Annotated in this window: 23 protein-coding genes and 1 riboswitch; of the genes, 11 read left to right on the top strand and 12 right to left on the bottom strand. The window is 70.0% G+C overall.

Annotation, left to right across the window (positions count from 1 at the left end; translation table 11 throughout):
• Positions 1–50: 50 nt before the first annotated feature.
• The 6 genes from AB0M27_RS21720 (at position 51) to AB0M27_RS21695 (ending at position 7,192) form a co-directional block, all read left to right on the top strand.
• Entirely contained in the window at positions 51–1,355 is a 1,305-nt protein-coding gene (locus AB0M27_RS21720) for an HD-GYP domain-containing protein (RefSeq protein WP_365723480.1), read from the top strand.
• A complete protein-coding gene (locus AB0M27_RS21715; RefSeq protein WP_365723479.1) occupies positions 1,352–2,644 on the top strand; it encodes a metal-dependent phosphohydrolase in 1,293 nt (430 codons plus the stop codon). The genes AB0M27_RS21720 and AB0M27_RS21715 overlap by 4 nt, the downstream gene beginning before the upstream one ends.
• A 100-nt stretch (positions 2,645–2,744) precedes the next feature.
• Positions 2,745–3,725 (top strand): hypothetical protein, encoded by a 981-nt coding sequence (locus AB0M27_RS21710; RefSeq protein ID WP_365723478.1) that lies wholly within the window; start codon positions 2,745–2,747, stop codon positions 3,723–3,725.
• A gap of 73 nt (positions 3,726–3,798) precedes the next feature.
• Positions 3,799–4,449, top strand: a complete 651-nt coding sequence (gene def, locus AB0M27_RS21705; RefSeq protein ID WP_365723477.1) for a peptide deformylase — start codon at positions 3,799–3,801, stop codon at positions 4,447–4,449.
• Between the two features lie 290 nt (positions 4,450–4,739).
• Complete coding sequence (gene cyc1 / locus AB0M27_RS21700; protein WP_365723476.1) at positions 4,740–5,825, top strand: epi-isozizaene synthase; 1,086 nt, start codon at positions 4,740–4,742, stop codon at positions 5,823–5,825.
• Positions 5,822–7,192 (top strand): cytochrome P450, encoded by a 1,371-nt coding sequence (locus AB0M27_RS21695; RefSeq protein ID WP_365723475.1) that lies wholly within the window; start codon positions 5,822–5,824, stop codon positions 7,190–7,192. Before cyc1 ends, AB0M27_RS21695 begins: the two co-directional genes overlap by 4 nt.
• 36 nt (positions 7,193–7,228) lie before the next feature.
• Here AB0M27_RS21695 and AB0M27_RS21690 read toward each other — a convergent pair whose 3' ends face one another.
• Positions 7,229–8,191, bottom strand: coding sequence for a helix-turn-helix domain-containing protein (locus AB0M27_RS21690; protein WP_365723474.1), 963 nt, complete (start codon positions 8,189–8,191; stop codon positions 7,229–7,231).
• A gap of 93 nt (positions 8,192–8,284) precedes the next feature.
• Here AB0M27_RS21690 and AB0M27_RS21685 point away from each other — a divergent pair, with 93 nt between their 5' ends.
• Together AB0M27_RS21685 and AB0M27_RS21680 are read left to right on the top strand one after the other, a co-directional pair.
• On the top strand, positions 8,285–8,491 hold the full coding sequence (locus AB0M27_RS21685) for a hypothetical protein (RefSeq protein WP_365723473.1): 207 nt from the start codon (positions 8,285–8,287) through the stop codon (positions 8,489–8,491).
• 70 nt (positions 8,492–8,561) lie between these two features.
• Positions 8,562–9,347, top strand: a complete 786-nt coding sequence (locus tag AB0M27_RS21680) for a hypothetical protein (RefSeq protein WP_365723472.1) — start codon at positions 8,562–8,564, stop codon at positions 9,345–9,347.
• A gap of 7 nt (positions 9,348–9,354) precedes the next feature.
• Here AB0M27_RS21680 and AB0M27_RS21675 read toward each other — a convergent pair whose 3' ends face one another.
• The 7 genes from AB0M27_RS21675 to nagB form a co-directional block, all read right to left on the bottom strand.
• Positions 9,355–10,380, bottom strand: a complete 1,026-nt coding sequence (locus AB0M27_RS21675) for a ribonucleotide-diphosphate reductase subunit beta (protein ID WP_365723471.1) — start codon at positions 10,378–10,380, stop codon at positions 9,355–9,357.
• On the bottom strand, positions 10,380–12,755 hold the full coding sequence (locus AB0M27_RS21670; protein WP_365723470.1) for a ribonucleoside-diphosphate reductase subunit alpha: 2,376 nt from the start codon (positions 12,753–12,755) through the stop codon (positions 10,380–10,382). Before AB0M27_RS21670 ends, AB0M27_RS21675 begins: the two co-directional genes overlap by 1 nt.
• A gap of 146 nt (positions 12,756–12,901) precedes the next feature.
• Positions 12,902–12,980: riboswitch (cobalamin riboswitch) on the bottom strand.
• Between the two features lie 77 nt (positions 12,981–13,057).
• Complete coding sequence (locus AB0M27_RS21665) at positions 13,058–13,564, bottom strand: GNAT family N-acetyltransferase (RefSeq protein WP_365723469.1); 507 nt, start codon at positions 13,562–13,564, stop codon at positions 13,058–13,060.
• A 74-nt stretch (positions 13,565–13,638) separates the two neighbouring features.
• Complete coding sequence (mctP, locus tag AB0M27_RS21660; protein WP_365723468.1) at positions 13,639–15,267, bottom strand: monocarboxylate uptake permease MctP; 1,629 nt, start codon at positions 15,265–15,267, stop codon at positions 13,639–13,641.
• Complete coding sequence (locus AB0M27_RS21655) at positions 15,264–15,527, bottom strand: DUF3311 domain-containing protein (RefSeq protein WP_365723467.1); 264 nt, start codon at positions 15,525–15,527, stop codon at positions 15,264–15,266. The genes mctP and AB0M27_RS21655 overlap by 4 nt, the downstream gene beginning before the upstream one ends.
• Positions 15,528–15,650: 123 nt before the next feature.
• Positions 15,651–16,415 (bottom strand): GntR family transcriptional regulator, encoded by a 765-nt coding sequence (locus tag AB0M27_RS21650; RefSeq protein WP_351799543.1) that lies wholly within the window; start codon positions 16,413–16,415, stop codon positions 15,651–15,653.
• Positions 16,416–16,580: 165 nt separating this feature from the next.
• The gene (nagB, locus tag AB0M27_RS21645) at positions 16,581–17,366 is read right to left on the bottom strand and encodes a glucosamine-6-phosphate deaminase (RefSeq protein WP_365723466.1); all 786 of its coding nucleotides are present in this window, start codon (positions 17,364–17,366) and stop codon (positions 16,581–16,583) included.
• A 142-nt stretch (positions 17,367–17,508) separates the two neighbouring features.
• On the opposite strand from nagB, the gene AB0M27_RS21640 reads away from it, so the two are divergent.
• Positions 17,509–18,138 (top strand): TetR/AcrR family transcriptional regulator, encoded by a 630-nt coding sequence (locus AB0M27_RS21640; protein WP_365723465.1) that lies wholly within the window; start codon positions 17,509–17,511, stop codon positions 18,136–18,138.
• A 398-nt stretch (positions 18,139–18,536) separates the two neighbouring features.
• Positions 18,537–20,003 carry a PAS domain-containing sensor histidine kinase gene (locus AB0M27_RS21635; RefSeq protein ID WP_365723510.1) on the top strand — a complete coding sequence of 489 codons (1,467 nt, stop codon included), beginning with the start codon at positions 18,537–18,539 and terminating at the stop codon, positions 20,001–20,003.
• 217 nt (positions 20,004–20,220) lie between these two features.
• On the opposite strand, the gene AB0M27_RS21630 is transcribed toward AB0M27_RS21635, so the two are convergent.
• Together AB0M27_RS21630 and AB0M27_RS21625 are read right to left on the bottom strand one after the other, a co-directional pair.
• Entirely contained in the window at positions 20,221–20,478 is a 258-nt protein-coding gene (locus AB0M27_RS21630) for a WhiB family transcriptional regulator (RefSeq protein WP_003992873.1), read from the bottom strand.
• Between the two features lie 331 nt (positions 20,479–20,809).
• Positions 20,810–21,778, bottom strand: a complete 969-nt coding sequence (locus AB0M27_RS21625; RefSeq protein ID WP_365723464.1) for a diacylglycerol kinase family protein — start codon at positions 21,776–21,778, stop codon at positions 20,810–20,812.
• 149 nt (positions 21,779–21,927) lie between these two features.
• Here AB0M27_RS21625 and AB0M27_RS21620 point away from each other — a divergent pair, with 149 nt between their 5' ends.
• Positions 21,928–22,386 (top strand): hypothetical protein, encoded by a 459-nt coding sequence (locus AB0M27_RS21620; RefSeq protein WP_365723463.1) that lies wholly within the window; start codon positions 21,928–21,930, stop codon positions 22,384–22,386.
• Between the two features lie 6 nt (positions 22,387–22,392).
• Here the strand turns inward: AB0M27_RS21620 and AB0M27_RS21615 are convergent, their stop codons facing one another.
• Together AB0M27_RS21615 and AB0M27_RS21610 are read right to left on the bottom strand one after the other, a co-directional pair.
• Positions 22,393–23,526 (bottom strand): RNA polymerase sigma factor SigF, encoded by a 1,134-nt coding sequence (locus AB0M27_RS21615; RefSeq protein ID WP_365723462.1) that lies wholly within the window; start codon positions 23,524–23,526, stop codon positions 22,393–22,395.
• Complete coding sequence (locus tag AB0M27_RS21610; RefSeq protein ID WP_009190566.1) at positions 23,523–23,939, bottom strand: anti-sigma regulatory factor; 417 nt, start codon at positions 23,937–23,939, stop codon at positions 23,523–23,525. Before AB0M27_RS21610 ends, AB0M27_RS21615 begins: the two co-directional genes overlap by 4 nt.
• Between the last annotated feature and the right edge of the window lie 265 nt (positions 23,940–24,204).

Below are 24,204 nucleotides of genomic sequence, written 5' to 3'. Positions count from 1 at the left end.
TTCCCGCCCTAGGCTCCGAGCCCGGACAGGCATGGTCGGGGAGGGGCGCGATGGAGGCGGTACCCGCGAGGGCACGCGGCTATGTGGCCTGTGTCGCCCTGCTGGCGCTGCTCTGCGTGCTGCCGCTGCCGACGATACGCACCCCCTGGTGGGCGCTCGGCCTGCTCTCCGCGCTCTACGCCGCCTGTGAGCACGCCGTGCGCCGGCGCTTCGGCGGCACCTTCTACCCCGTGCTGCTCGCCGGGGCGTTCCTGCTGCCGCCGCCGGCCGCCGCGCTGGTCCCGCTGCCCGCGGCCCTGCTGTCCCCGGCCGGGCAGCGGCCCGCAGCGCCGCGGCGCGTCTGGCGGGCCGCGCAGCCCGCGCTCGCCGTGTGGGGCGCCGCCCGGGTGCACTGGGCGCTCGGCGGCCGGGACGCGGTCGTCGCCTCCGACTTCCCGTACGCGCTGCTGCCCGCCGGCGCGGCCGTCCTCGCCTTCTGCCTGATCCTCACCGTCCTCGACGGCGGCATCCGCGCCGTCGCCCTCGGCGTCCCGCTGCGCCGGGCCTGGCGCGGGCTGCTGTCCCGCTCCCTCGCGCCGGTCGCGGTGCACGGACTGGCCGGGCTGATGATGGCCGTGCTGTGGCGCAGCCCGTACGGCCCGGTCGCCGCGCTGCTCGTGCTGCTGCCGATGTGCGTGTCCTGGTGGGTCTTCGCCCAGTACCACCGCGAACGCGCCGCCCACCAGGCCACCATCCGCGCCCTCGTACAGGCCGTCGACATCAAGGACGGCTACACCCGTGGCCACAGCGAACGCGTCGGACAGGCCTCCGTGATGATCGCCCGTGAACTCGGCATGGACGACGACCGCGTCGAGACCCTGCGCTTCGCCGGCATCCTGCACGACGTCGGCAAGCTCGGCGTGCCCACCCGGCTGCTGCGCAAGGACGGACCGCTGACCCCCGAGGAACGCCGGATCATCGAACTCCACCCCGAGTACGGCCATGAGATGGTCCGCGGGATCTCCTTCCTCGGCGAGGCCCGCGCCGCGATCCTGCACCACCATGAACGCCTCGACGGCAGCGGCTACCCGTACGGCCTCGTCGGCAGCCAGATACCCGAGTGCGCCCGGGTCGTCGCCGTCGCCGACGCCTTCGACGCGATGACCTCCACCCGCTCCTACCGCCGGGCCCGGCCCGTCGCGGCGGCCGTCGCCGAGCTGGAGCGCTGCGCGGGCGCGCAGTTCGACCCGCGCATGGTGGACGCGCTCGGCCGCGCGCTGGGGCGCTACGGCTGGCACCCCACGGTCACCTCCGAGGACACCGGGACGCCGTACGAGAGCCAGGGCCGGGCGCCGGTCATCGGGGCACCCCGGTGACCGCCCTGCGGATCGTGCACGGCGCCGCCGCCCTCGCCGCGGCCGGCTCCCTCGCCGTCACCCTGTGGACCGGGCTCGACGAACGGGGCGTCGCCCTCGCCTTCGGTGTGCTCATAGCCGTCGGCGAGCTGACCCGGTGGAGCGACGCCGAGGTACGGCAGGCCGCCCCCCTCGCCACCGCCGGCTCGCTGTCGTACGCCCTGCTCGGCGCGGTGGCCGGACGGCCCACGCAAGCCGACGCGGCGCAGGTCGTCACCGTGGTCCTCGCGGCCGCCCTGCTCGGTGCCGTCCCGCACATCTGGCACGGACGCACCCCCACCCTCGACCATCTGGCCCGCCGGGTGCTCACCGTCGGCTTCGCCGCCGTCTGCTTCCAACCTCTCTACAACAAGGGCGTGTTCACCTCCTGGAGCGGCCCCGCCTACGCCCTGCTCCTCATCGCCCTGCTCTGCCTCACCGCCCTGTGCGACGCCGTCCTGGCCGCCGCTCTCGCCCACTCCCGCACCCGCTGGCCGTTCGGCCCGCTGCTGCGCGAGGAGCTGCGCGGGCTGCTCGGCATCGGCTCCGCCGTCTGTGCGACCGGCGCGGTGATGGCGCTCGGAGTGGCCGTCGCCGGGCTGTGGGCGCTGCCCGTGTTCTGCCTGCCCCTGCTGCTCACCCAGTTGTCCCTGCGCCGGTACGCGGCCGTCCGCGCCACCTACCGGCAGACCATCGCCTCCCTCGCCCGGGCCACCGAGTTAGCCGGCTGCGCCCCCACCGGGCACGCCCGCCGCGTGGCCGCGCTCAGCCTCGCCGTCGGCCGGGATCTCGGCCTGACCGGGGGCGAACTGACCGTCCTGGAGTACGCGGCCCTCATGCACGACATCGGCCAGCTCAGCCTGGTCGACCCGGTCCCGGCCGGCGCCACCGCCGATCTGCCCGCCGCGCAGCAGCGGCGGATCGCGCTGCTCGGCGGGGCCGTCGTACGGCAGACCGGCGTGTCCGCGGCCGTCGCCGTGATGGTGGAGCGGCAGGCGGACTGCTACCGCGAACAGCCCCTCGCCGCCCGGATCATCCGGGCCGTGAACGCCTACGAGGAGAAGACCCGGGACGCCGGCCCCGAGGGACCCCTGCGGGCGCTGGAGGAACTGCGCCTCGGCACCGCCGGTGACTACGCTCCGGAGGTGGTGGAGTCCCTCGCCCGGGTCCTGGCCCGGCCACGGGCCTGGCGGGAGAGCGCGCCGGTGGCGGGCGGCGGGAGAAACACGGCACTGTCTGACCCTCCCCGCGGCTGGGTAACCCATGGGTAATGAGCGCCTTTCCCACCGTACGTGGTTGGATGCGAGGGAGAGGGTGTCCGGGGGCACAAGCCAGCCCACTGAGCGGAACTGGAACTGGCAGGCGGGAATCGTGAGGATCTTCGGCAAGGGACGGCACCGGCCCTCCGCCTCCTGGCGGCAGGCCACCGACCGCGCGTTCACGCTGATCGGCGACGGCCGGTACGAGGACGCGGGCGAGCTGCTGACACGGGCCGCCGACCTGGAACCCTGGCTGTCGGAGTCCTGGTTCAACCTCGCCCTGCTGCACAAGTTCCGGCACGACTGGGAGCAGGCCCGCGCGGCCGGTCTGCGGGCGGTCGCGCTGCTGGACCGGGAGGCCGGGGCGCCCGACTGGTGGAACGTCGGCATCGCCGCCACCGCCCTGCAGGACTGGTCGCTGGCCCGCCGCGCCTGGCAGGCGTACGGGCTGAAGGTGCCCGGCGGCGCCGCCGTGGCCGGGGAACCGGTCGGTATGGAGCTGGGCAGCGCGGCGGTACGGCTCTCCCCGGAGGGCGAGGCCGAGGTCGTATGGGGACGCAGGCTGGACCCGGCGCGGATCGAGGTGCTGTGCATCCCGCTTCCCTCGTCCGGGCGACGCTGGGGCGAGGTCGTGCTGCACGATGGGGTCCCGCACGGTGAGCGCACCACGTCCGCCGGCCATGCCTACCCGGTCTTCGACGAGATCGAGCTGTGGGCGCCCTCACCCGTTCCGACCTGGGTGGTGCTGCTGGAGGCCGCCACGGAGGCGGACCGGGACGCGCTGGAGCAGCTCGCCGCGGACGCCGGGTTCGCCGCGGAGGACTGGTCCTCCTCGGTGCGGCTGCTGTGCCGGATGTGCTCGGAGTCGCGGATGCCGTCGGACGAGGGCGAGGGCGATCACCTGGACCCGCACGACCACAGTGAGCCCGGTCATCCCGGGCCGCTGGGGCATCGGACGGACGGGCAGCTGTGGGTGCCGGAGCGTGAGTGCGGGGTGGCCGCGCCGACTTCGCTGGTACGGGGGTTGCTGGACGGGTGGGTCGCTGACAGCCCGGACTCCAGGGACTGGCGGGATCTCGAAGAGGTTTGCTGAGCCGTCGGTGACCAGCCGCCTTTAGGCTGTACCCGAGACTTTTCCATGGTTTGCAGGAAGGCGTACGTCGGTCATGGCGCAGCAGGACACCGATCAGCAGCACGCGGGCGTGCTCCCCGTCGACGACGAAGGGTACGTCGTCGACACGGAGGACTGCGAGGAGCGCGAGAAGGCCTGGCGGGAGCGCGGTACCTCGCGGCCGATCACGGTGGTCGGCAACCCGGTGCTGCACAAGGAGTGCAAGGACGTCACCGAGTTCGGCGAGGAGCTGCAGCAGCTCGTCGCCGACATGTTCGCCAGCCAGCGCACCGCCGAGGGCGTGGGCCTGGCCGCCAACCAGATCGGTGTCGACCTGAAGGTCTTCGTCTACGACTGCCCCGACGACGAGGGCGTCCGGCACGTCGGCGTGGTCTGCAACCCCAAGCTCGTCGAGCTGCCCGCCGAGCAGCGCCGCCTGGACGACAGCAACGAGGGCTGCCTGTCCGTGCCGACGGCGTACGCGCCGCTCGCCCGTCCCGACTACGCCGAAGTGACCGGCCAGGACGAGCAGGGCAACCCGATCAAGGTCCGCGGCACCGGCTACTTCGCACGGTGTTTGCAGCACGAGACCGACCACCTCTACGGCTACCTGTACATCGACCGGCTGTCCAAGCGGGACCGCAAGGACGCGCTGCGGCAGATGGCCGAGAACGAGCCACGTTATCCGGTGGTCCCCAACGACTAGCCAGCGCTGGGGACTTGGGGCGCCCGGCCGGGATCACTCCCGGTCGGGCGCCCTTCGTATGCCCGGACTCACTCGTCCGTGCGTCGCACAAACGATCCCTTCTGTCGTGCTAGTGATCCTTAATCGGTCACACGAGGGGGGATTCTCGGCACCATGGGGTAGTGAGTGACGTAAATCCGTTCCCACGACGGTCAGTTGTGGTGCTGAATGTAAGTGCGGGGATACGCAACGGCGCACGCCCGGTACGACGGTAGGGGTGTGCGCTCCTGGCGGCGGAGAGGGGTTTGTACGTGCATGCTTTCCCACACGGCACCACAGCGACGCCGATGGCGGTCGTAGTACCACCCTCACTGGCACTCCCGGTGATCGAGTCCGCCTTTCCTCGGCAACTGCACCCGTATTGGCCGCGACTCCAGGAGAAGACACGGCTCTGGCTGCTGGAAAAGCGGCTCATGCCGGCGGACAAGGTGCGGGAATATGCCGATGGACTGTGCTACACCGACCTCATGGCGGGCTACTACCTCGGTGCCTCCGACGAGGTCCTGCAGGCCATCGCCGACTACAGCGCATGGTTCTTCGTCTGGGACGACCGCCACGACCGGTACGTCGTCCACGGCCGGGCCGACGACTGGCGGCGCCTCAGGAACCGCCTCCACACGGCCCTCGACGCACCCCGGCACCATCTGCACCACCCGGACCCGCTGGTCACGGGGTTCGCGGACAGCGTGCTGCGGCTGTACGGCTTCCTCCCGCGCACCTGGAACCAGCGGTTCGCCCGTCACTTCCACGCGGTGATCGAGGCCTACGACCGCGAGTTCCGCAACCGCACCGAGGCATACATACCCGGCGTCGAGGAATACCTCGCCCTGCGCCGGCACACCTTCGCGCACTGGATATGGACGGACCTGCTGGAGCCGAGCGCCGGATGCGAACTCCCGGAATCCATAAGGGAAAACCCGGCCTATCGCCGGGCCGCGCTGCTCAGTCAGGAATTCGCCGCCTGGTACAACGATCTGTGCTCGCTGCCGAAGGAGATAGCGGGCGACGAGGTCCACAATCTCGGCATCAGTCTCATCACCCATGAGGGGCTGACTCTCGAGGAATCGGTGGACGAAGTCAGGCGGCGCGTCGAGGAATGCATCAGTGAATTCCTTCAAGTCGAGCAGGACGCCCTGCGGTTCGCCGACGGCCTGGCCGACGACACGGTCCGCGGAAAGGAACTGAGCGCCGCGGTGCGCGCCTGCGTCAGCAATATGCGGAACTGGTTCAGCTCCGTCTACTGGTTCCACCACGAGTCCGGCCGGTACATGGTCGACACCTGGGACGACCGGTCCACGCCCCCGTACGTCACGAACGAAACGGCAGGTGAGAAATGACCGTCGAGTCTGTGCCGCCCGTGACCCCCGAGACCACCCAGCTGCGTGAACCGCCCCTGGCCGGGGGTGCCGTGCCGGGCCTCGGGCACGGCCTGAAACTGGTCCGCGACCCGCTCGCGTTCATGTCCCGGCTCCGCGACCACGGCGACGTCGTACGCCTCAAGCTCGGCCCCAAGTCGGTGTACGCCGTCACCACACCGGAACTCACCGGCGCGCTCGCGCTCAACCCCGACTTCAAGATCGACGGTCCCCTGTGGGAGTCGCTCGAAGGGCTGCTCGGCAAGGAGGGCGTGGCCACCGCCAACGGCCCCCGCCACCGGCGTCAGCGGCGCACCATCCAGCCCGCGTTCCGGCTCGACGCGATCCCGGACTACGGGCCGATCATGGAGGAGGAGGCGCACGCGCTGACCGAGCGCTGGCGGCCCGGCGAGACCATCGACTGCACCTCCGAGTCCTTCCGGGTGGCCGTCCGCATCGCCGCCCGCTGCCTGCTGCGCGGCGAGTACATGGACGAGCGCGCCGAGCGGCTCAGCGTCGACCTCGCCACCGTCTTCCGCGGCATGTACCGGCGCATGGTCATCCCGCTCGGGCCGCTGTACCGGCTGCCGTTCCCGGCCAACCGCGAATTCAACCGGGCGCTGGCCGATTTGCATCTGCTGGTCGACGAGATCGTCGCCGAGCGGAGGGCATCTGGTCAAAAGCCGGACGATTTGCTGACGGCATTGCTGGAGGCAAAGGACGACAATGGCGACCCCATCGGGGAACAGGAGATCCACGACCAGGTCGTCGCGATACTCACCCCCGGCAGCGAAACTGTGGCGTCCACGATCATGTGGCTGCTCCAGGTCCTCGCGGAACACCCGGAACACGCCGAGAAGGTACGGACCGAGGTCGAATCCGTGACTGGTGGTCGACACGTCGGATTCGAACATGTCCTCTCACTCCGGCACACCAACAATGTCGTCGTCGAGGCCATGCGGCTCCGGCCCGCCGTATGGATATTGACGCGGCGAGCGGTGACCGACACCGCGCTCGGCGAATATCGCATTCCGGCCGGGGCGGACATCGTCTACAGCCCCTACGCGATCCAGCGCGACGCCCGCTCCTACGACCGCCACCTCGACTTCGACCCCGACCGGTGGCTGCCGGAGCGGTCCAAGGACGTGCCGAAGTACGCCATGAGCCCCTTCAGCGTCGGCAACCGCAAGTGCCCCAGCGACCACTTCTCCATGACCCAGCTGAGCCTGATCACCGCGGCGATCTCGGCGAAGTACCGCTTCGAGCAGGTCGCGGGGTCGAACGACACCACCCGCGTGGGCATCACGCTCCGCCCGCACAACCTGCTGCTGAGGCCGCTGCCTTGGTAGGAGTGTCTGGGTAGGACACCTGGTACCGGCGCGCGCTCAGGCGGCCTCAGGGCCCCGGAACGCGCGCCGGTAGGCGTTCGGGGTGGTGCCGAGCGCCCGGACGAACTGGTGCCGCAGCGCCGCCGCCGTACCGAACCCGGTCCGCCAGGCGATCGCGTCCATGGTCTCGTCGGTCCCCTCCAGCAACTCCTGTGCGCGCAGCACCCGTTGCCGCAGGATCCACCGGTAGGGAGTGGTCCCGGTCTCCTGCTGGAAGCGGCGCGCGAAGGTGCGCGGCGCCATGTGGGCGCGGGCGGCGAGCTGCTCGACGGTCACCTCCTGGTCGAGGTGCTCCTCCATCCACACCAGCACCTCGCCGACGGTGTCGCACGGCCCCTTCGGCAGCGGCCGCTCGATGTACTGCGCCTGCCCGCCGTCCCGGTGCGGCGGTACGACCATCCGGCGGGCGATCTTGTTGGCGACCTCGGGTCCCTGCTCCTTGCGCACCAGGTGCAGGCAGGCGTCGATCCCGGCGGCGGTGCCGGCCGAGGTGATCACGGGGTCCTCGTCGACGTAGAGCACGTCCGGCTCGACCGTCAGCCGCGGATACTGGCGGGCCAGCTCCGCCGCGTGGTGCCAGTGCACGGCACAGCGCCGGCCGTCCAGCAGCCCGGCCGCGGCGAGCACGAAGACGCCCGAGCAGACACTGAGCACCCGGGCGCCGCGGTCCGCCCCGCGGCGCAGGGCGTCGAGCAGCTCGGGCGGGAACGCGCGCGCGTCGTAACGGGACCCGGCCGGTACGGCGATCAGGTCGGCCGACTCCAGGCGCTCCAGGCCGTGCTCGACCTGCAGGGTGAACCCCGCGTTCGAGCGCAGCACCGGGCCCTCGGCCGAGGCGACCGCGAAGTCGTACACCGGCAGACCCTCGTCACTGCGGTCGATGCCGAACACCTCGCAGACGACGGCCATCTCGAAGGGGTTCACGCCGTCCAGCAGCACGGCGGCGACGTTCTGCAGCATGCTGCCAGTGTGCCTCGCCGGTGGCAGTAAATCGAGGGTGTACGGCAGTCCTGCCACTCCCGGTAAGGAGTATCCGGCGTGACAGTGGTGTACATGAACGTGACACAGACAGAAGGACTGCTCGGAATGATCGCCGTGATCGGGATCCTGGGCCTCCTGGTCCTCCCGGCGGTGATCGGCATCGTGCACGACAAGATCATCGACCGCCAGATCGGGCGGGCGCAGCAGGAGGAGGCGACGAAGGAGGCGAAGGGTTCGAACCGGCCCCGCGGGCGCCACGGCGTGGCCCGTCCCGTCTGAGGGAACGCCTGTACGAAATCTGTCCGCCCGCTGTGTACTCTCTCCTCTCACACCACGAGGGGGAGAGATCATGCGAGGCGGAACGGCCCGGACGGCTTCGGTTCTGGTGGGCGCGGCGGCGGCTCCGACGCTGCTCACGGCGACCGGGGCCCACGCGGAGGGGAAGGGCGACATCCGGGTCACCGGCGCCGTCGCCAACGGCGGGAAGAACGTCACCATCGGCACGACCCGGCGCGTCACCTACCCGATCGCGATCACCGTCCGGGACGACTCGGGCGTGAAGGGACTGACGCACGTCAGCGTCTTCAACAAGGCCGACGGACGGGGCTTCGGCGACTGGACCGACACCGAGTGCGTGAAGAAGAGCTCCACCACCTCGGTGTGCACGGCCAGGATCACGGTCGCCCCGCAGTGGCTTCCCGACAGCCTGCCCGAGGACGTCGACCACACGGCCGGCGTCTGGCAGGTCGACGCCAGCGTCAAGGCCAACGACGGTGACTACTGGATCGCCGACGACATCGCCGAGTTCAAGATCAAGCGCGCGTCCAAGCTCACGACCGACGCCTCACCCGAACCCGTCGCCAAGGGCGCCAAGCTGACCGTCACCGGCCGGCTGACCCGGGCGAACTGGGAGGACCTACAATACCACGGCTTCACCGGGCAGGACGTGAAGCTCCAGTTCGGAGCGGCCGGCGCCGCCCACTACCGCACGGTCCGGACGGTGCGGACGGGCGCCGCCGGAGAGCTCGGCACCAAGGTCACCGCCACCCCGGCCGGCAGCTGGCGCTGGTACTTCCCCGGCACGACGACGATCGCACGGGTCGTGTCGGCCGGGGACGCGGTGGCACTGAAGTAACGGCCGGTCAGAAGTCCTCGTCCAGGTCGACGGTGCCCTCGACCGCGACCTGGTACGCCGACGGGCGGCGCTCGAAGAAGTTCGTCAGCTCCTGAACGCCCTGCAGCTCCATGAACGAGAACGGATTCTCCGAGCCGTACACGGGGGCGAAGCCGAGGCGGGTGAGGCGCTGGTCGGCGACGCACTCCAGGTACTGCCGCATCGACTCGGTGTTCATTCCCGGCAGGCCGTCGCCGCACAGGTCGCGCGCGAACTGCAGCTCGGCCTCGACGGCCTCCCGCAGCATGTCGGTGACCTGCTGCTGCAGCGCGTCGTCGAACAGGTCCGGCTCCTCCTTGCGGACGGTGTCGACCACGTCGAAGGCGAAGGACATGTGCATGGTCTCGTCGCGGAACACCCAGTTGGTGCCGGTGGCGAGACCGTGCAGCAGGCCCCGGCTGCGGAACCAGTAGACGTACGCGAAGGCGCCGTAGAAGAACAGGCCTTCGATGCACGCGGCGAAGCAGATCAGGTTGAGCAGGAAGCGGCGGCGGTCGGCCTTGGACTCCAGGCGGTCCAGCTTCTCGACCTCGTTGATCCACTTGAAGCAGAACCCGGCCTTCTCGCGGATGGAGGGGATGTTCTCCACCGCGGCGAAGGCGGCCGCGCGGTCGTCCGGATCGGGGAGGTAGGTGTCCAGGAGCGTCAAGTAGAACTGGACGTGCACGGCCTCCTCGAAGAGCTGACGGCTCAAGTAGAGCCGGGCCTCGGGGGAGTTGATGTGCTTGTACAGCGTCAGCACCAGGTTGTTGGCGACGATCGAGTCACCGGTCGCGAAGAAGGCGACCAGACGGCCGATGAGGTGCTGCTCCTCGGGCGTCAGCTTCGCGAGGTCGGCGACGTCCGAGTGGAGGTCGACCTCCTCCACGGTCCAGGTGTTCTTGATCGCGTCCCGGTAGCGCTCGTAGAAGTCCGGGTAGCGCATGGGGCGGAGGGTCAGTTCGAAGCCCGGGTCGAGCAGGTTGGTGTTACGGGTCGTGGTCGGAGCGGTCATTACTGGCAGGCCTCGCAGGACTCGGGGTTTTCCAGGGAGCAGGCGACGGCGTCGGGGTCGGCGACCTGCTGCACGGGGATGGGCGTCTTGGTCTGCGCCTGGCCCTGGGCGGCGCGGGCGATGCGGGTCGCAGGGCGGGAACGCAGGTAGTACGTCGTCTTCAGGCCCGACTTCCAGGCGTACGCGTACATCGAGGAGAGCTTGCCGATGGTCGGCGTCTCCATGAACAGGTTCAGGGACTGCGCCTGGTCCAGGAACGGGGTGCGGGCCGCCGCCATGTCGATGAGCCCGCGCTGCGGGATCTCCCAGGCCGTGCGGTACAGCGCCCGTACCTCGGCCGGGATCCACGCGAAGTCCTGCACCGAGCCGGCCGAGTCGCGCAGCGCCTCACGGGTGCGGGCGTCCCAGACGCCCAGCTCCTTCAGGTCCTGCACGAGATAGGAGTTGACCTGGAGGAACTCACCGGACAGCGTCTCGCGCTTGAACAGGTTCGACACCTGCGGCTCGATGCACTCGTACACCCCCGCGATCGAGGCGATGGTGGCGGTGGGCGCGATGGCCAGCAGCAGGGAGTTGCGCATGCCGACCTCGGCGATACGGCTGCGCAGGGCCGCCCAGCGCTCCGGCCAGGTCGGCTCGACGCCGTAGTGGTCGGGGTGCAGCACGCCCTGGGCCGTACGGGTCTTCTCCCAGGCCGGCAGCGGGCCGTTGCGCTCGGCGAGGTCGGCGGAGGCCTCGTACGCGGCGAGCATGATCCGCTCGGCGATCCGCGTGGACAGGGCCTTGGCCTCCGGCGAGTCGAAGGGCAGGCGCAGCTTGAAGAAGACGTCCTGCAGACCCATCGCGCCGAGGCCGACGGGACGCCACTTGGCGTTCGACCGTCCCGCCTGCTCGGTCGGATAGAAGTTGATGTCGACCACGCGGTCGAGGAAGGTGACGGCGGTGCGGACGGTCTCGTCCAGCCGCTGCCAGTCGAGGTCGCCGGTCACCATGTCGACAAACGCACCCAGGTTGACGGATCCCAGGTTGCAGACCGCGGTCTCCCCGTCGTCCGTGACCTCCAGGATCTCCGTGCAGAGGTTGGAGGAGTGGACGACGTGCCCCGGCAGGGCCGTCTGGTTGGCGGTGCGGTTGGCCGCGTCCTTGAAGGTCATCCAGCCGTTGCCGGTCTGCGCGAGGGTGCGCATCATCCGGCCGTACAGCTCGCGGGCCGGCATGGTCTTCTTCGCCAGGCCCGTCGCCTCGGCCTTGCGGTAGGCGGCGTCGAACTCCTCGCCCCACAGGTCCACCAGTTCCGGCACGTCCGACGGGGAGAACAGCGACCACTGCTCGTCGGCGTCGACCCGGCGCATGAACTCGTCCGGGATCCAGTGCGCGAGGTTCAGGTTGTGCGTACGGCGGGCGTCCTCACCGGTGTTGTCCCGCAGCTCCAGGAACTCCTCGATGTCGGAGTGCCAGGTCTCCAGGTAGACGGCCGCGGCGCCCTTGCGCCGGCCGCCCTGGTTCACGGCGGCCACCGAGGCGTCCAGGGTCTTCAGGAACGGCACGATGCCGTTGGAGTGCCCGTTGGTGCCGCGGATCAGCGAACCACGGCTGCGGATCCGGGAGTACGACAGACCGATGCCGCCGGCGTGCTTGGAGAGCCGGGCCACCTGGTGGTAGCGGTCGTAGATGGAGTCCAGCTCGTCCAGCGGGGAGTCGAGGAGGTAGCAGGACGACATCTGCGGGTGCCGCGTACCGGAGTTGAAGAGCGTGGGGGAGGACGGGAGGTAGTCGAGCCGGCTCATGAGCCCGTAGAGCGCGGCCACTTCGTCCACGGACCGGGTGGTGTCGTCCTCGGCCAGGCCGCTCGCGACCCGCAGCATGAAGTGCTGGGGCGTCTCGATGACCCTGCGGGTGATCGGGTGCCGCAGGAGGTAGCGGCTGTGCAGGGTGCGCAGGCCGAAGTAGCCGAAGCGGTCGTCGGCCCCGCGGTCGATCAGCGCGTCGAGCCGCTCGGCGTGCAGCCGTACGAACTCGGCGGTGCGGTCTGCGATGAGCCCCTCGCGGTGCCCCACGGCCACGGACTCGGTGAAGGACGTCACGCCCTGCGAGGCGGCCTCGGCGCGGATGGAGAGGGTCAGCAGCCGGGCGGCCAGCCGGGAGTAGGCGGGGTCCTCGGAGATGAGCCCGGCGGCGGCCTCGGTGGCCAGCTCGCGCAACTCCGACTCGTCCGCGCGCGCCGACCGGCCGCGCAGCGCGGCGGCGGCGACCCGGCCGGGGTCGGCGTCGGGGAGGTCGGCGGTCAGCTCGGTCAGGGTCCGCAGCAGCGCGGTACCGGGACCGTCGGTCTCCAGGCCGCTGGCTGAAACCGGATCTGCTGGCGCGATGGTCACGTGGGGCTCTCCCTCGCTCGGTACGGGGGCCTTGCGGAGGGCAGGGGGCAGCCACGAGCGCACACGGCGTCGCGTCCACCGGCCCATCCCACGAGGCCCGGACGTCTCAGGGCACCCGAACCGGACGGCCGGGTGCGCTGTCGGCAGGTCCTCGGACTGACTCCTGAGCGCAGACGCGCAAAAGTACACCGTTGCGGGACAGTTCCGGATTCGCACCGGATTCCCCTGCGGCGACAGCGAGCATGAGCATACATCTAGTGCCGGGCTGTCGCGTCACCCCCAGATGTTGTGTCGTGGCGGTGTCAGAGCGTCAACTCGTAGGTGAGCAGAGTGATGTCGTCCAGCTCGGGCAGCGGATTCCAGTCCCGCTCGGGTGTGCGAACGAAGCCCAGCCGTTCGTAGATGCGGTGGGCGGCGTGCATGGTGCGCTGGGTCGACAGGACGACGGCCCGGCAGCCTTCGCCGGCCCGTGCGCGGTCGACACAGGCCCGGACGAGGGCTTCCCCGGCGCCCTGGCCGCGGCCGGCTCTGGCGACGGCCAGCATACGGATCTCGGCCTCTCCGGGGCGGGCGATGTCGGCCATGGGGCCGGGGGACGGTACGAAGGTGACTCCGCCGAGGAGTGTGTCGTTCCGCGTGGCCACGAGTACGTCGGCCGCGGCCGCTCTCCTGGCCACGTTCCTGAGTTCGGCGAGGTATGCGTCGCTCTCGCCGAAGTCCAGCAGGCCGTCCTGGAGGTAGGCCTGGGCGGTGATCTCGCCGAGGGCGTCGTATTCGGTGGGGGCTGCGGGGCGGATCTGGATGTCCATGGCGCCGAGTCTGCCGGAGGGGAACGACGACGGGCCGCCGGATCTCCTCCGGCGGCCCGTCGTGCGGCAGTCGCTCAGTGACCGGCGCCCGCGGTGGCCGGCGGCAGCTCCACCTGGACCCCCGGGTCGCCCGCGTCCGCCGTGTAGTCCTCCGGCTTGGTCTCGTCTGCGCCCTCGGGGGCCTTCACGGCCTTGAGGACGAAGGTGAGGACCACGGTGACCACGACGTTGAGGACGAAGGCCGTGAGGCCGATGTAGCCGATCTCGCCGATGCCGGGGATATCCTTCGCCGAGCCGCCGAAGTGCTTCTGGGTCGGGGAGGCGACGCCGTACGCGGCGACCGTGCCGTACGCCATGCCGACCGCCCAGCCGGCGAGCAGGGCCCAGCGGTGGAACCAGCGGGTGAACAGGCCGCCGACCAGGGCCGGGAAGGTCTGCAGGATCCATATGCCGCCCAGGAGCTGGAAGTTGATCGCCACTGTCTTGTCCATCGTCAGGACGAAGACCAGCGCGCCGACCTTCACCAGCAGCGAGACGATCTTGGAGACCTGGGCCTCCTGCTTCGGCGTCGCGTCCGGCTTGATGAAGTCCTTGTAGATGTTGCGGGTGAAGAGGTTCGCCGCCGCGATCGACATGATCGCGGCCGGGACCAGCGCGCCGATGCCGATCGCCGCGAAGGCCACGCCCGCGAACCAGTCCGGGAACATGTTCTCGAACAGCTGCGGGATGGCCAGCTGGCCGTTGGTGACCTTGACCCCGGCCGCGATCGCCATGAAGCCCAGCAGGGCCAGCAGGCCGAGCATCAGGGAGTACAGCGGCAGGATCGTGGTGTTGCGGCGGATCACGTCACGGCTCTTGGAGGACAGGGTCGCGGTGATCGAGTGCGGGTACATGAAGAGCGCGAGCGCGGAGCCCAGGGCCAGGGTGGCGTACGTCCACTGGCCGGCCTCCGGAGGCGCGAGCGCGCCGCGCGGCTTGCCGGTCGCCGGGTTGACCTGGCTGAACGCGTGGCCCGCCTTGGCGAAGATGTCGTCGAAGCCGCCCAGCTTGATCGGGATGTAGATGATCGCCACCGCGATGACGATGTAGATCAGCGTGTCCTTGACGAACGCGATCAGGGCGGGGGCGCGCAGGCCGGACGAGTAGGTGTACGCCGCCAGCACGCCGAAGGCGATCAGCAGCGGCAGGTCCCGCACGAACCAGTTGGTGCTGCTGTCCCCGCCGACGCCCATCACGTCCAGCACCGCCTGGATGCCGACGAGCTGGAGCGCGATGTACGGCATCGTCGCCAGGATGCCGGTCAGTGCCACCGCCAGCGACAGGCCCTTGGAACCGAAGCGGCCCCGGACGAAGTCGGAGGTGGTGACGTACCCGTGGCGGTGCGAGACCGACCACAGGCGCGGCAGGAACGTGAAGATCAGCGGGTAGACCAGGATCGTGTACGGCACAGCGAAGAAGCCGGCCGCGCCCGCCGCGTAGATCGCCGCCGGTACGGCGACGAAGGTGTACGCCGTGTACAGGTCGCCGCCGAGCAGGAACCACGTGATCCAGGTCCCGAACGACCGTCCGCCCAGGCCCCATTCGTCCAGGGAGTGCTCGTTCTCGGCCCTGCGCCAGCGGGCGGCGAGGAAGCCCACGACCGTGACGGCCAGGAAGAAGAAGATGAAGACGCCGAGTGCGACGCCGTTGACGCCGTCCTTCACTTCACCTCACCGCCCTTCTGGGAGGCGCGGCCGCGCTGGTCGCGCTGCCACAGCTTGTACGCGGTCATCGTGAGCGCCGTGGAGATCAGCACCCAGAGCATCTGGTACCAGTAGAAGAACGGGATCCCGATGAAGGCGGGGTCCGTCTTGGCGTAGGAGCCGACCCAGAGCATCGCCACGAAGGGCGCGACGAGACACAGGCCGATGATCACGCGCACCGGTGTCACCACCGGTGGTTTCACTTCAGGCGTTTCGGACATGGCACGGCTCCGTCCCCTCGCTGATCACCTGTGTAATGCGCAGGCAATGTAGGTGACGGTGTCGTGGAAGCGGAAGACCTCGTCCGGATCTCGGTATATCGATTCAGCGACGGTCGGCGGGTTCTACTCGACCGGCCGCTTCAGCCGCGCGACGAACTTGTACCGGTCGCCCCGGTACACCGAGCGCACCCACTCCACCGGCTTGCCCTCGTGGTCCAGGGAGTGGCGGGAGAGCATCAGCATCGGCAGGCCCACGTCGGTGCCGAGCAGGCCCGCCTCGCGCGGGGTGGCCAGCGAGGTCTCGATGGTCTCCTCGGCCTCGGCGAGGTGGACGTCGTAGACCTCGGCGAGGGCGGTGTAGAGGGACGTGTACTTCACCAGGGAGCGGCGCAGGGCCGGGAAGCGCTTGGCGCTCAGGTGGGTGGTCTCGATGGCCATCGGCTCGCCGTTGGCCATGCGCAGCCGCTCGATGCGCAGCACCCGTCCGCCGGCGGCGATGTCGAGCAGCCCGGCGAGCCGGTCGTCGGCGGTGATGTACCCGATGTCCAGCAGCTGCGAGGTCGGCTCCAGGCCCTGGGCGCGCATGTCCTCGGTGTAGGAGGTGAGCTGGAGCGCCTGGGAGACCTTGGGCTTGGCGACGAAGGTGCCCTTGCCCTGGATGCGTTCCAGGCGCCCCTCGACCACCAGTTCCTGCAGGGCCTGGCGGACGGTGGTGCGGGAGGTGTCGAACTCGGCCGCCAGCGTGCGCTCGGGCGGGACCGGCGTGCCCGGCGCCTGGGTCTCCGTCATGTCGAGCAGGTGCTTCTTCAGGCGGTAGTACTTGGGCACGCGCGCCGTACGGACGGTCGTGCCGGCCTCGTTCTCCGCACTGCTGACGTCGGTGCTCATGCTCTGCCTTCCCGGCTCCGGATGCCGAAAGCGACCGACATCCCATCGGCCACGGCTCACATCGTGGCACGGGTTCCTCTCTCAGGACTCCACCCGCACGCTCCGTGATCCCCTCTATATACAGTGGCGACCGAGACTGGTCTAGTCCATAGCGGCGAGCAGGCGTCAGATCCCCTGCCAGTCCGGCTTGCCCGCGTAGGTGTGCCGGAAGTAGTCGGCCAGCTTCAGCTTGGACGCGGCCGCCTCGTCGACGACCACCGTGGCGTGCGGGTGCAGCTGGAGCGCGGAGGCCGGGCAGACGGCCGCGACCGGGCCCTCGACGGTCGCGGCGACCGCGTCCGCCTTGCCCTCGCCGGTCGCCAGCAGCACCAGGTGCCGGGCCTCCAGGATGGTGCCGATGCCCTGGGTGATGACGTGGTGCGGCACCTGCTCGATGTCGCCGTCGAAGAAACGGGCGTTGTCGACGCGGGTCTGCTCGGTCAGCGTCTTGATCCGGGTACGCGAGGCGAGGGACGAACAGGGCTCGTTGAAGCCGATGTGCCCGTCGGTTCCGATCCCGAGCAGCTGCAGGTCCACTCCGCCGGCCTCGGCGAGCGCACGGTCGTACGCCGCGCAGGCCGCCCGGATGTCCTCGGCGGTGCCGTCGGGCCCGAGGAACTTGTCCATGCCGATGCCGAGCGGCTCCAGGACCTCCCGGCGCAGCACCGAGCGGTAGGACTCGGGGTGGTCGGCGGGCAGTCCCACGTACTCGTCGAGCTGGGCGATGCGCGCCCGCGAGGTGTCCACGGCGCCGGAGCGCACCTTCGCGGTCAGCGCCTGGTAGATGGGCAGCGGGGTGGAGCCGGTGGCCACGCCGAGCAGGGCGTCGGGCTTGCGTCGCAGCAGCTGCGCCATGGCCTCGGCGATCAGCTCGCCGCCCGCCGCGGCGTCCGGAACGATGACAACTTCCACGCTGGGCCTGCCGTTCTGAAGTGGGCTCTGGACGTCTATGTGGTTTAGACCAATCTAACAGAATCGGGTCCCCGAGCGGGTGTGCCCTGGCATCTTGCAGGGCCCCCGCGTTTCTCCAAGGGCCGCTATAAAGTGCCCTCCCATGGTGAGCGGTCAGGACACGAGCACACAGGCCGGAGCCTCCAGATCGCGCGGCCGCCCGCGCTCCTTCGATCGTGCCACCGCCCTGGAGAAGGCGCTCATGGCCTTCTGGGAGCACGGCTACGAGGCCACCTCTGTCGCCGACCTCACCCGGATCATGGGCATCGGCGCCCCGAGCCTGTACGCGGCCTTCGTCGACAAGCGGACACTGTTCGAGGAGGTCGTACGGCTCTACACCGACACCTACGGCGCCTTCGGTGACCGCGCCCTCGCCGAGGAGCCCACCGCCCGCGCCGCCGTCGCGCGCATGCTGCGCGAGGCCGCCGCCGCGTACACCGACCCCGCCCATCCCTACGGCTGCCTGGTCGTGCACGCCGCCACCAACTGCACCAGCCCCGAGGTGGCGCGGCTGCTGCGCGAGCGGCGCAACGCGGACATCGCCGCCTTCGAGTCGCGGATCCGGGCGGACGTCGTGGCGGGGCGGCTTCCGGCCGGCACCGACGCCGCCGCCCTCGCCCGGCACACCGGCGCCGTGATCCAGGGCATGTCCCAGCAGGCCCGCGACGGAGCGAGCCGTGGGGAACTGGAAGCGCTCGCGGAAATTGCCCTGTCCATCTGGCCCCAAGGGTGACCTGCGCGGGCTAGGCTGCGTGGCATCGGGTGCCATCGGTCCTGTGCACGGGGTGCACCGGTCTTGTGCGTCGGTCTTCGTGCTTGTCGACAAGGCCATGGACACATCGTTGTGGTCTAGTCCAGAATCACAGTGCACATCCAAGTGAACAAGCTTCCGCCTTCCCCGCACAGGAGGGCGGACCGAGGAACCGGAGCTCTCTGCCCTGACTGCCCCGGCTCCTCGACCTTCGGCCGACCGGGACCGCACACCCCACGGCCGATGATGCTCCGGGCTGCGGTGCCGGGAGGGTTGAGGGTCCCTTCCAGGCGCCGCGGCCCGCGGGTGTCTCCGGGGCCGGCCGCAGATGTTTTTCAGCCATGTTCAAACGTGCGGGTACGCTCGCAGACGTGCCCTCCATGAACGAACTGGTCCGCCAGCACACCGCCCTCGACGACTCCGACCTCGAGTGGCTCCATCTGCTGGTCTCGGAGTGGCAGCTGCTCTCCGACCTCTCCTTCGCCGACCTGGTTCTGTGGGTCCCCACCCGGGACGGCACCCGATACGTCTCGGTTGCCCAGATGCGCCCCAACACGGGCCCCACCTCCTACCAGGACGACATGGTCGGCCACCTGGTCCCGCGCGGCCGGCGGCCCATGCTGGACGCGGCGCTGGACGAGGGCCGGATCGTGCGCGAGGGCGACCCGGAGTGGCGCGAAGAGGTCCCCGTACGGGTCGAGTCCATCCCCGTACGGCGCGAGGGCCGCGTCCTCGGCGTGATCGCCCGCAACACCAACCTGCTCACCGTCCGCACCCCGAGCCGTCTGGAGCTGACCTACCTCCAGAGCGCTTCCGACCTCGCGCAGATGATCGCGGCAGGATCGTTCCCCTTCCCTGACCAGCAGGTCGACATGGACGCCTCGCCGCGCGTCGGCGACGGCCTGATCCGGCTGGACGGCGACGGCATCGTCCAGTACGCCTCCCCGAACGCGCTGTCCGCCTACCATCGCCTGGGCCTCGCCGCCGACCTGGTCGGCCACCACCTCGGACAGACCACCGCCGAACTCGCCCCGACGCGGGGACCGGTCGACGAGGCGCTCGCCAAGGCGGCCAGCGGCTGGGCGCCGCGCGAGTTCGAGATCGAGGCCAAAGACGGCGTCATCCAGTTCCGGGCGATCCCGCTCAAGCCCAAGGGCACCCGGATCGGTTCGCTGGTCCTGTGCCGGGACGTCACCGAACTGCGCCGCCGCGAGCGCGAGTTGATAACGAAGGACGCGACCATCCGGGAGATCCATCACCGGGTGAAGAACAACCTCCAGACGGTCGCCGCGCTGCTGCGGCTGCAGGCCCGGCGCATCGAGTCCGAGCGCGGCCGGGAGGCCCTGGAGGAGGCCGTTCGCCGGGTCGGCTCGATCGCGATCGTGCATGAGACGCTGTCTCAGAACCTGGATGAACGCGTGGAGTTCGACGACATCGCCGACCGCGTGCTGGCGATGGTCGCCGAGATCTCGCCGGGCAAGGTGACCGGCCGGCGCAGCGGGCGGTTCGGGATCCTCGACGCCGAGGTGGCCACCCCGCTGTCGATGGTCCTCACCGAGGTCCTGCAGAACGCGCTGGAGCACGGCTTCCGTGAGGGCGACACCGGCGCGGTCGAGGTCTCCGCGGTCCGCGGCGGTACGACGAAGGAGGCCCGTCTGCTGGTCACGGTCCAGGACGACGGCGTCGGCCTGCCCGAGAACTTCGACCCGCACCGCTCGGGCAACCTCGGCCTGCAGATCGTCCGCACCCTGGTGGAGGGCGAGCTGGGCGGCTCCTTCGACATGGTCCCGGCGCCGGGGCGGGGGACCAGGGTGATCCTCGACATTCCGGTGCGGGCGCAGAAGTAGAGCAACTGGCCTACGGCAAAGGGGCTTTGCGGGTAGGCGCGGGTAGGCGAAGGCAGCAGAAAGCCCCGGACCGCCGTTGGTCCGGGGCTTGTGCTCGTTGCTGCTCCGCTATATCGCTAAGCGCATCGGGGGATACTGCGCGCTGCGGCTCGGGGGCGGGAGATGCGTGCGTGCTGCACGCGCCGCCAAGCTCAGGCTGTCAGCAGGGGTGGGTATGTCAGGCGGAGGCCTGACGAGCCCGGTTGCGGGCAGCGCGGCGCTTCATGGCGCGGCGCTCGTCCTCGCTGAGACCACCCCAGACGCCGGAGTCCTGACCGGACTCGAGCGCCCACTGCAGACACTGCTCGATCACCGGGCAGCGACGGCAGACGGCCTTGGCTTCCTCGATCTGCAGCAGCGCAGGACCGGTGTTGCCGATGGGGAAGAAGAGCTCGGGGTCTTCCTCGCGGCAAACGGCGTTGTGACGCCAGTCCATGGCTGCTACCTCTCCTAGGTTCTCTGAACGTATTACGTGCAGGTTGCTTGTGAATGTGAACGCTTTCACGAATCCCTCAACAAGTGAAGGGCCGACCGCCGAGTCTTCCCCGGCGTGGTCCTTGGTTTGAAGAGGGGTTCCGGTGATCAGTGGAGGCCGGTGTTGCGGGCCGTCCCGATCGCCACGTAGAGACTCGCAAACCTCAGCGACGGATACAACCCCTTCCGGAAAGTTTTTTTTGATTCCTCGGTGTCGACTAGGTCACAGCCGTACTTCCATGGGGTGGATCCTGGTCTAAACGTTCGAGTGAAAGGACTTTTGCCTGTTCCGCTCACACAATCACACGCAGTGCACGGCGTACGCCTGTGAACGTCACGCTCGTACGCAGTCCCAGGTGGTCACCGTCCATCTGCAGGGGCAGAGGCGCCTTCGAATGCAAGGTGAACTGATCCAGATCGTGCAGCGAGACGACATGTCGACCATGAGGTCCGCGCTCGGGGGACGAAGTGAGCAACTGGGTGCCATATCGGGCAACCGCGGCAGTCGACAGACGGCTGAGACCGAGTACGTCGATGCCGGTATCGAACGAGGCCTTAGGCGACGTGTACATGGGGCGATTGCCGAGATACGTCCAAGGGGACGTGTTCGAGACTATGGCGACCGCAAGATCGGCAATGGGGTCCTGGCCGGGCTGCTCCAGCGTGATCGACCCGCGCCGGCGGTTGGGTTCACCGAGGAACTGCCGGATCACCTGACGTACGTACAACGCATGCGTCGACTTCTTCCCGCGCTCGCGCTGTTGCTCCACCCGGCCGACGACACCCGCGTCGAATCCCAGTCCCGCGTTGAAGGTGAACCAGCGGTCCGGGACCGACTCGTCCTCGGTGCCGGGCGTACCCGAGGTCAGCCCGAGGCCGACGACCCGCTCCCGGCCCTCCCGCAGCGCGTCCAGCAGGGCGCCGGTGGCCTCGACCGGGTCGTTGGGCAGGCCCAGGGCGCGGGCGAAGACGTTGGTGGAGCCGCCGGGTACGACGGCGAGACCGGGCAGGCGCTCGGGGTCGGGGCCGGAGTGCAGCAGGCCGTTGACGACCTCGTTGACCGTGCCGTCGCCGCCGAGGGCCACGACCAGATCGATGTCGTCGCTGTCCGCCGCCTGCCGGCCGAGGTCGCGCGCGTGCCCGCGGTACTCGGTGGCGACCGCCTCCAGCTTCATCTCGCTCGCCAGCGCGTGGATCAGCACGTCACGCCTGCGTGCGCTTGTGGTGGTTGCCGCCGGATTGACCACGAGAAGTGCACGCATGGACTGCAGCGTACCTACTGGGGGGTACCGGGCCCATACCGAGGTAGGGATCGGGTAAGAGGTGATGGCGTGACACTGGACACTTGGAGCGCCGCAGTTCCCCGCGCCCCGTTCGGGGCGCTGAACACCAGCCCCGCTACCCTGCTGGGGTGAGCAGTGAGCAGACCCCCGCCCCCAACCCCGCCCAGGACACCGCCGAAGCCGGCGCAGCGGGCCGTCCCCGTCGGCTGACCTACGCCGCCGTGCTGGCCGCCCTCGAAGGTGTCGCGCTGGCGGCCGGCGGGCTCTGGGTGCTCGTGCTCGGGATCACCGGAGACCCGGACGACCGGCAGCAGGCGGTGACCCTCGGCATCACGCTGGTCGTGCTCGCGCTGCTGCCGCTGCTCGCCGCGCGCGGGCTGCTGCTGCGGCGCGGCTGGAGCCGCGGCCCCGCGGTGATCACCCAGGTCATGGCGCTGCCGATCGCCTACAACCTGCTCAAGGCCGACAGCATGGCCATCCCGGCCGGCATCGCCCTCGCGGTGGTCGCCGTGGCGGCGCTGATCCTCCTCGTCAACGGCGAGACGACCCGGGCCCTCGGGATCAAGGGACCGGGCCGCGCGGACTAAGAGCCCTTACTCCTCGACGAGCAGCTTCTCCCGCAGCTGGGCCAGGGTGCGGGCCAGCAGCCGGGAGACGTGCATCTGGGAGATGCCGACCTCCTGCGCGATCTGCGACTGGGTCATGTTCCCGAAGAAACGCAGCAGCAGGATCCGCTTCTCCCGCGGCGGCAGATCCTCCAGCAGCGGCTTGAGGGACTCCCGGTACTCCACGCCCTCCAGCGCCTCGTCCTCCGCGCCGAGGGTGTCGGCGACCGCCGGGGACTCGTCGTCGGTGTCGGGGACGTCCAGGGACAGCGTGGAGTACGCGTTGGCGGACTCCAGGCCCTCCAGGACCTCCTCCTCGGAGATCGAGAGCTTCTCGGCCAGCTCGTGGACCGTGGGGGAGCGGCCGTGCAGCTGGGACAGCTCGGCCGTCGCCGTGGTCAGCGCGAGCCGCAGCTCCTGCAGCCGGCGCGGCACGCGGACCGCCCAGCCCTTGTCGCGGAAGTGCCGCTTGATCTCGCCGACCACGGTCGGGGTGGCGTACGTGGAGAACTCCACGCCGCGCTCCGGGTCGAACCGGTCGACGGACTTGATCAGCCCGATCGTGGCCACCTGGGTGAGGTCGTCGAGCGGCTCGCCGCGGTTGCGGAAGCGGCGCGCCAGGTGTTCCACGAGCGGCAGATGCATACGGACCAGCTGATTGCGCAGCTCCGCGTACTCCGCGCTGCCCGCGTTCAGCTTGCGCAGCTCCACGAACATCGCCCGCGCCCCGCTGCGGTCCGCCGGGTCGTGCTGTACCGCCTGCACGACCTCCGCGCTCAGCGCCTCGCCGTCGGCGTACCGCTCGTGCTCGCTCATCGTCCCGCCCGTAGCCCTTCCCCGAGCCCTGGCCCCCGTGCGGCCGGCGGGCCCGGCGCCGCCGGACCCTTCCGGCTGTACGCCCTGCACGGCACCGTCATCGGCGATCCGCGCGGAGTCGTCCTCCGGGTGTGGCCTGGCCTGCTCGGGGATGCCGTCGATGCCGTCCGCCATGCGCCGGGAACCGTCCCGGGGAGACTCCCCGGAGACCTCGCCCGCGCTCGGCCAGGGGGCACCCCCGTCCCCGGCCGGCAGCTCGCGTGTGCCGCGCTCTTCGTCCCGCACCGGACCGTCCCCGTTCCTCACGCCGGGCCAGGGCCCGCGCCGCGCTGTTTGTAGAGGCTGATCGACACGGTCTTGTCCTCGTCGACGGCGGACGAGACCTTGCCCGCGAGGGCCGAGAGCACGGTCCAGGCGAAGGTGTCCCGCGAGGGGGCGTGACCGTCCGTGGTCGGCGCGGAGACCGTGACCTCCAGCGAGTCGTCGACGAGCCGGAAGACACAGCTGAGCACGGAGCCGGGCACGGCCTGCTGGAGCAGGATCGCGCAGGCCTCGTCCACGGCGATGCGCAGATCCTCGATCTCGTCCAGGGTGAAGTCCAAGCGGGCCGCCAGACCGGCCGTGGCCGTCCGCAGCACCGACAGGTAGGCACCCGCAGCCGGCAGCCGGACTTCCACGAAGTCCTGGTTCGCCGCGGGCTCGCCTGCGATCTGGGACACCCTCACCTCCATGGTGGTACAAGCTCTACGGGGCCGAGGGGGTCGCCCCCCGGGGTAACGCGTACATGGTTCCGCGGTGACGCTATCGCGCTCCGAACGGTCCTGTCCCGGGACCCCAACCCCCTGGCGTCACTCACAGTAAAGCTGTGCATACGCTCCGTGTCTAGAGGGTTTGCGGGCCCAAATGGGAAGAGCGTGCGCCGGGTTGACGTACCCGGACGTCATACGCTCGAACCGTCGTGCGGCGGCCGCTGCATGCAGTGTC

The sequence above is a fragment of the Streptomyces sp. NPDC052107 genome, from assembly GCF_040680215.1.
Classification (GTDB): domain Bacteria; phylum Actinomycetota; class Actinomycetes; order Streptomycetales; family Streptomycetaceae; genus Streptomyces.
This window is presented reverse-complemented; position numbering and strand designations above follow the sequence as displayed.

What these genes read in the sequence shown, in the direction of transcription:
- AB0M27_RS21720 (WP_365723480.1), top strand. Translation starts at nt 51, where the DNA reads ATGGAGGCGGTACCCGCGAGGGCACGCGGCTATGTGGCCTGTGTCGCC.
- def (WP_365723477.1), top strand. Translation starts at nt 3,799, where the DNA reads ATGGCGCAGCAGGACACCGATCAGCAGCACGCGGGCGTGCTCCCCGTC.
- AB0M27_RS21695 (WP_365723475.1), top strand. Translation starts at nt 5,822, where the DNA reads ATGACCGTCGAGTCTGTGCCGCCCGTGACCCCCGAGACCACCCAGCTG.
- AB0M27_RS21690 (WP_365723474.1), bottom strand. Translation starts at nt 8,191, where the DNA reads ATGCTGCAGAACGTCGCCGCCGTGCTGCTGGACGGCGTGAACCCCTTC.
- AB0M27_RS21685 (WP_365723473.1), top strand. Translation starts at nt 8,285, where the DNA reads ATGAACGTGACACAGACAGAAGGACTGCTCGGAATGATCGCCGTGATC.
- AB0M27_RS21680 (WP_365723472.1), top strand. Translation starts at nt 8,562, where the DNA reads ATGCGAGGCGGAACGGCCCGGACGGCTTCGGTTCTGGTGGGCGCGGCG.
- AB0M27_RS21675 (WP_365723471.1), bottom strand. Translation starts at nt 10,380, where the DNA reads ATGACCGCTCCGACCACGACCCGTAACACCAACCTGCTCGACCCGGGC.
- AB0M27_RS21665 (WP_365723469.1), bottom strand. Translation starts at nt 13,564, where the DNA reads ATGGACATCCAGATCCGCCCCGCAGCCCCCACCGAATACGACGCCCTC.
- AB0M27_RS21655 (WP_365723467.1), bottom strand. Translation starts at nt 15,527, where the DNA reads ATGTCCGAAACGCCTGAAGTGAAACCACCGGTGGTGACACCGGTGCGC.
- AB0M27_RS21650 (WP_351799543.1), bottom strand. Translation starts at nt 16,415, where the DNA reads ATGAGCACCGACGTCAGCAGTGCGGAGAACGAGGCCGGCACGACCGTC.
- AB0M27_RS21640 (WP_365723465.1), top strand. Translation starts at nt 17,509, where the DNA reads ATGGTGAGCGGTCAGGACACGAGCACACAGGCCGGAGCCTCCAGATCG.
- AB0M27_RS21635 (WP_365723510.1), top strand. Translation starts at nt 18,537, where the DNA reads ATGAACGAACTGGTCCGCCAGCACACCGCCCTCGACGACTCCGACCTC.
- AB0M27_RS21630 (WP_003992873.1), bottom strand. Translation starts at nt 20,478, where the DNA reads ATGGACTGGCGTCACAACGCCGTTTGCCGCGAGGAAGACCCCGAGCTC.
- AB0M27_RS21625 (WP_365723464.1), bottom strand. Translation starts at nt 21,778, where the DNA reads ATGCGTGCACTTCTCGTGGTCAATCCGGCGGCAACCACCACAAGCGCA.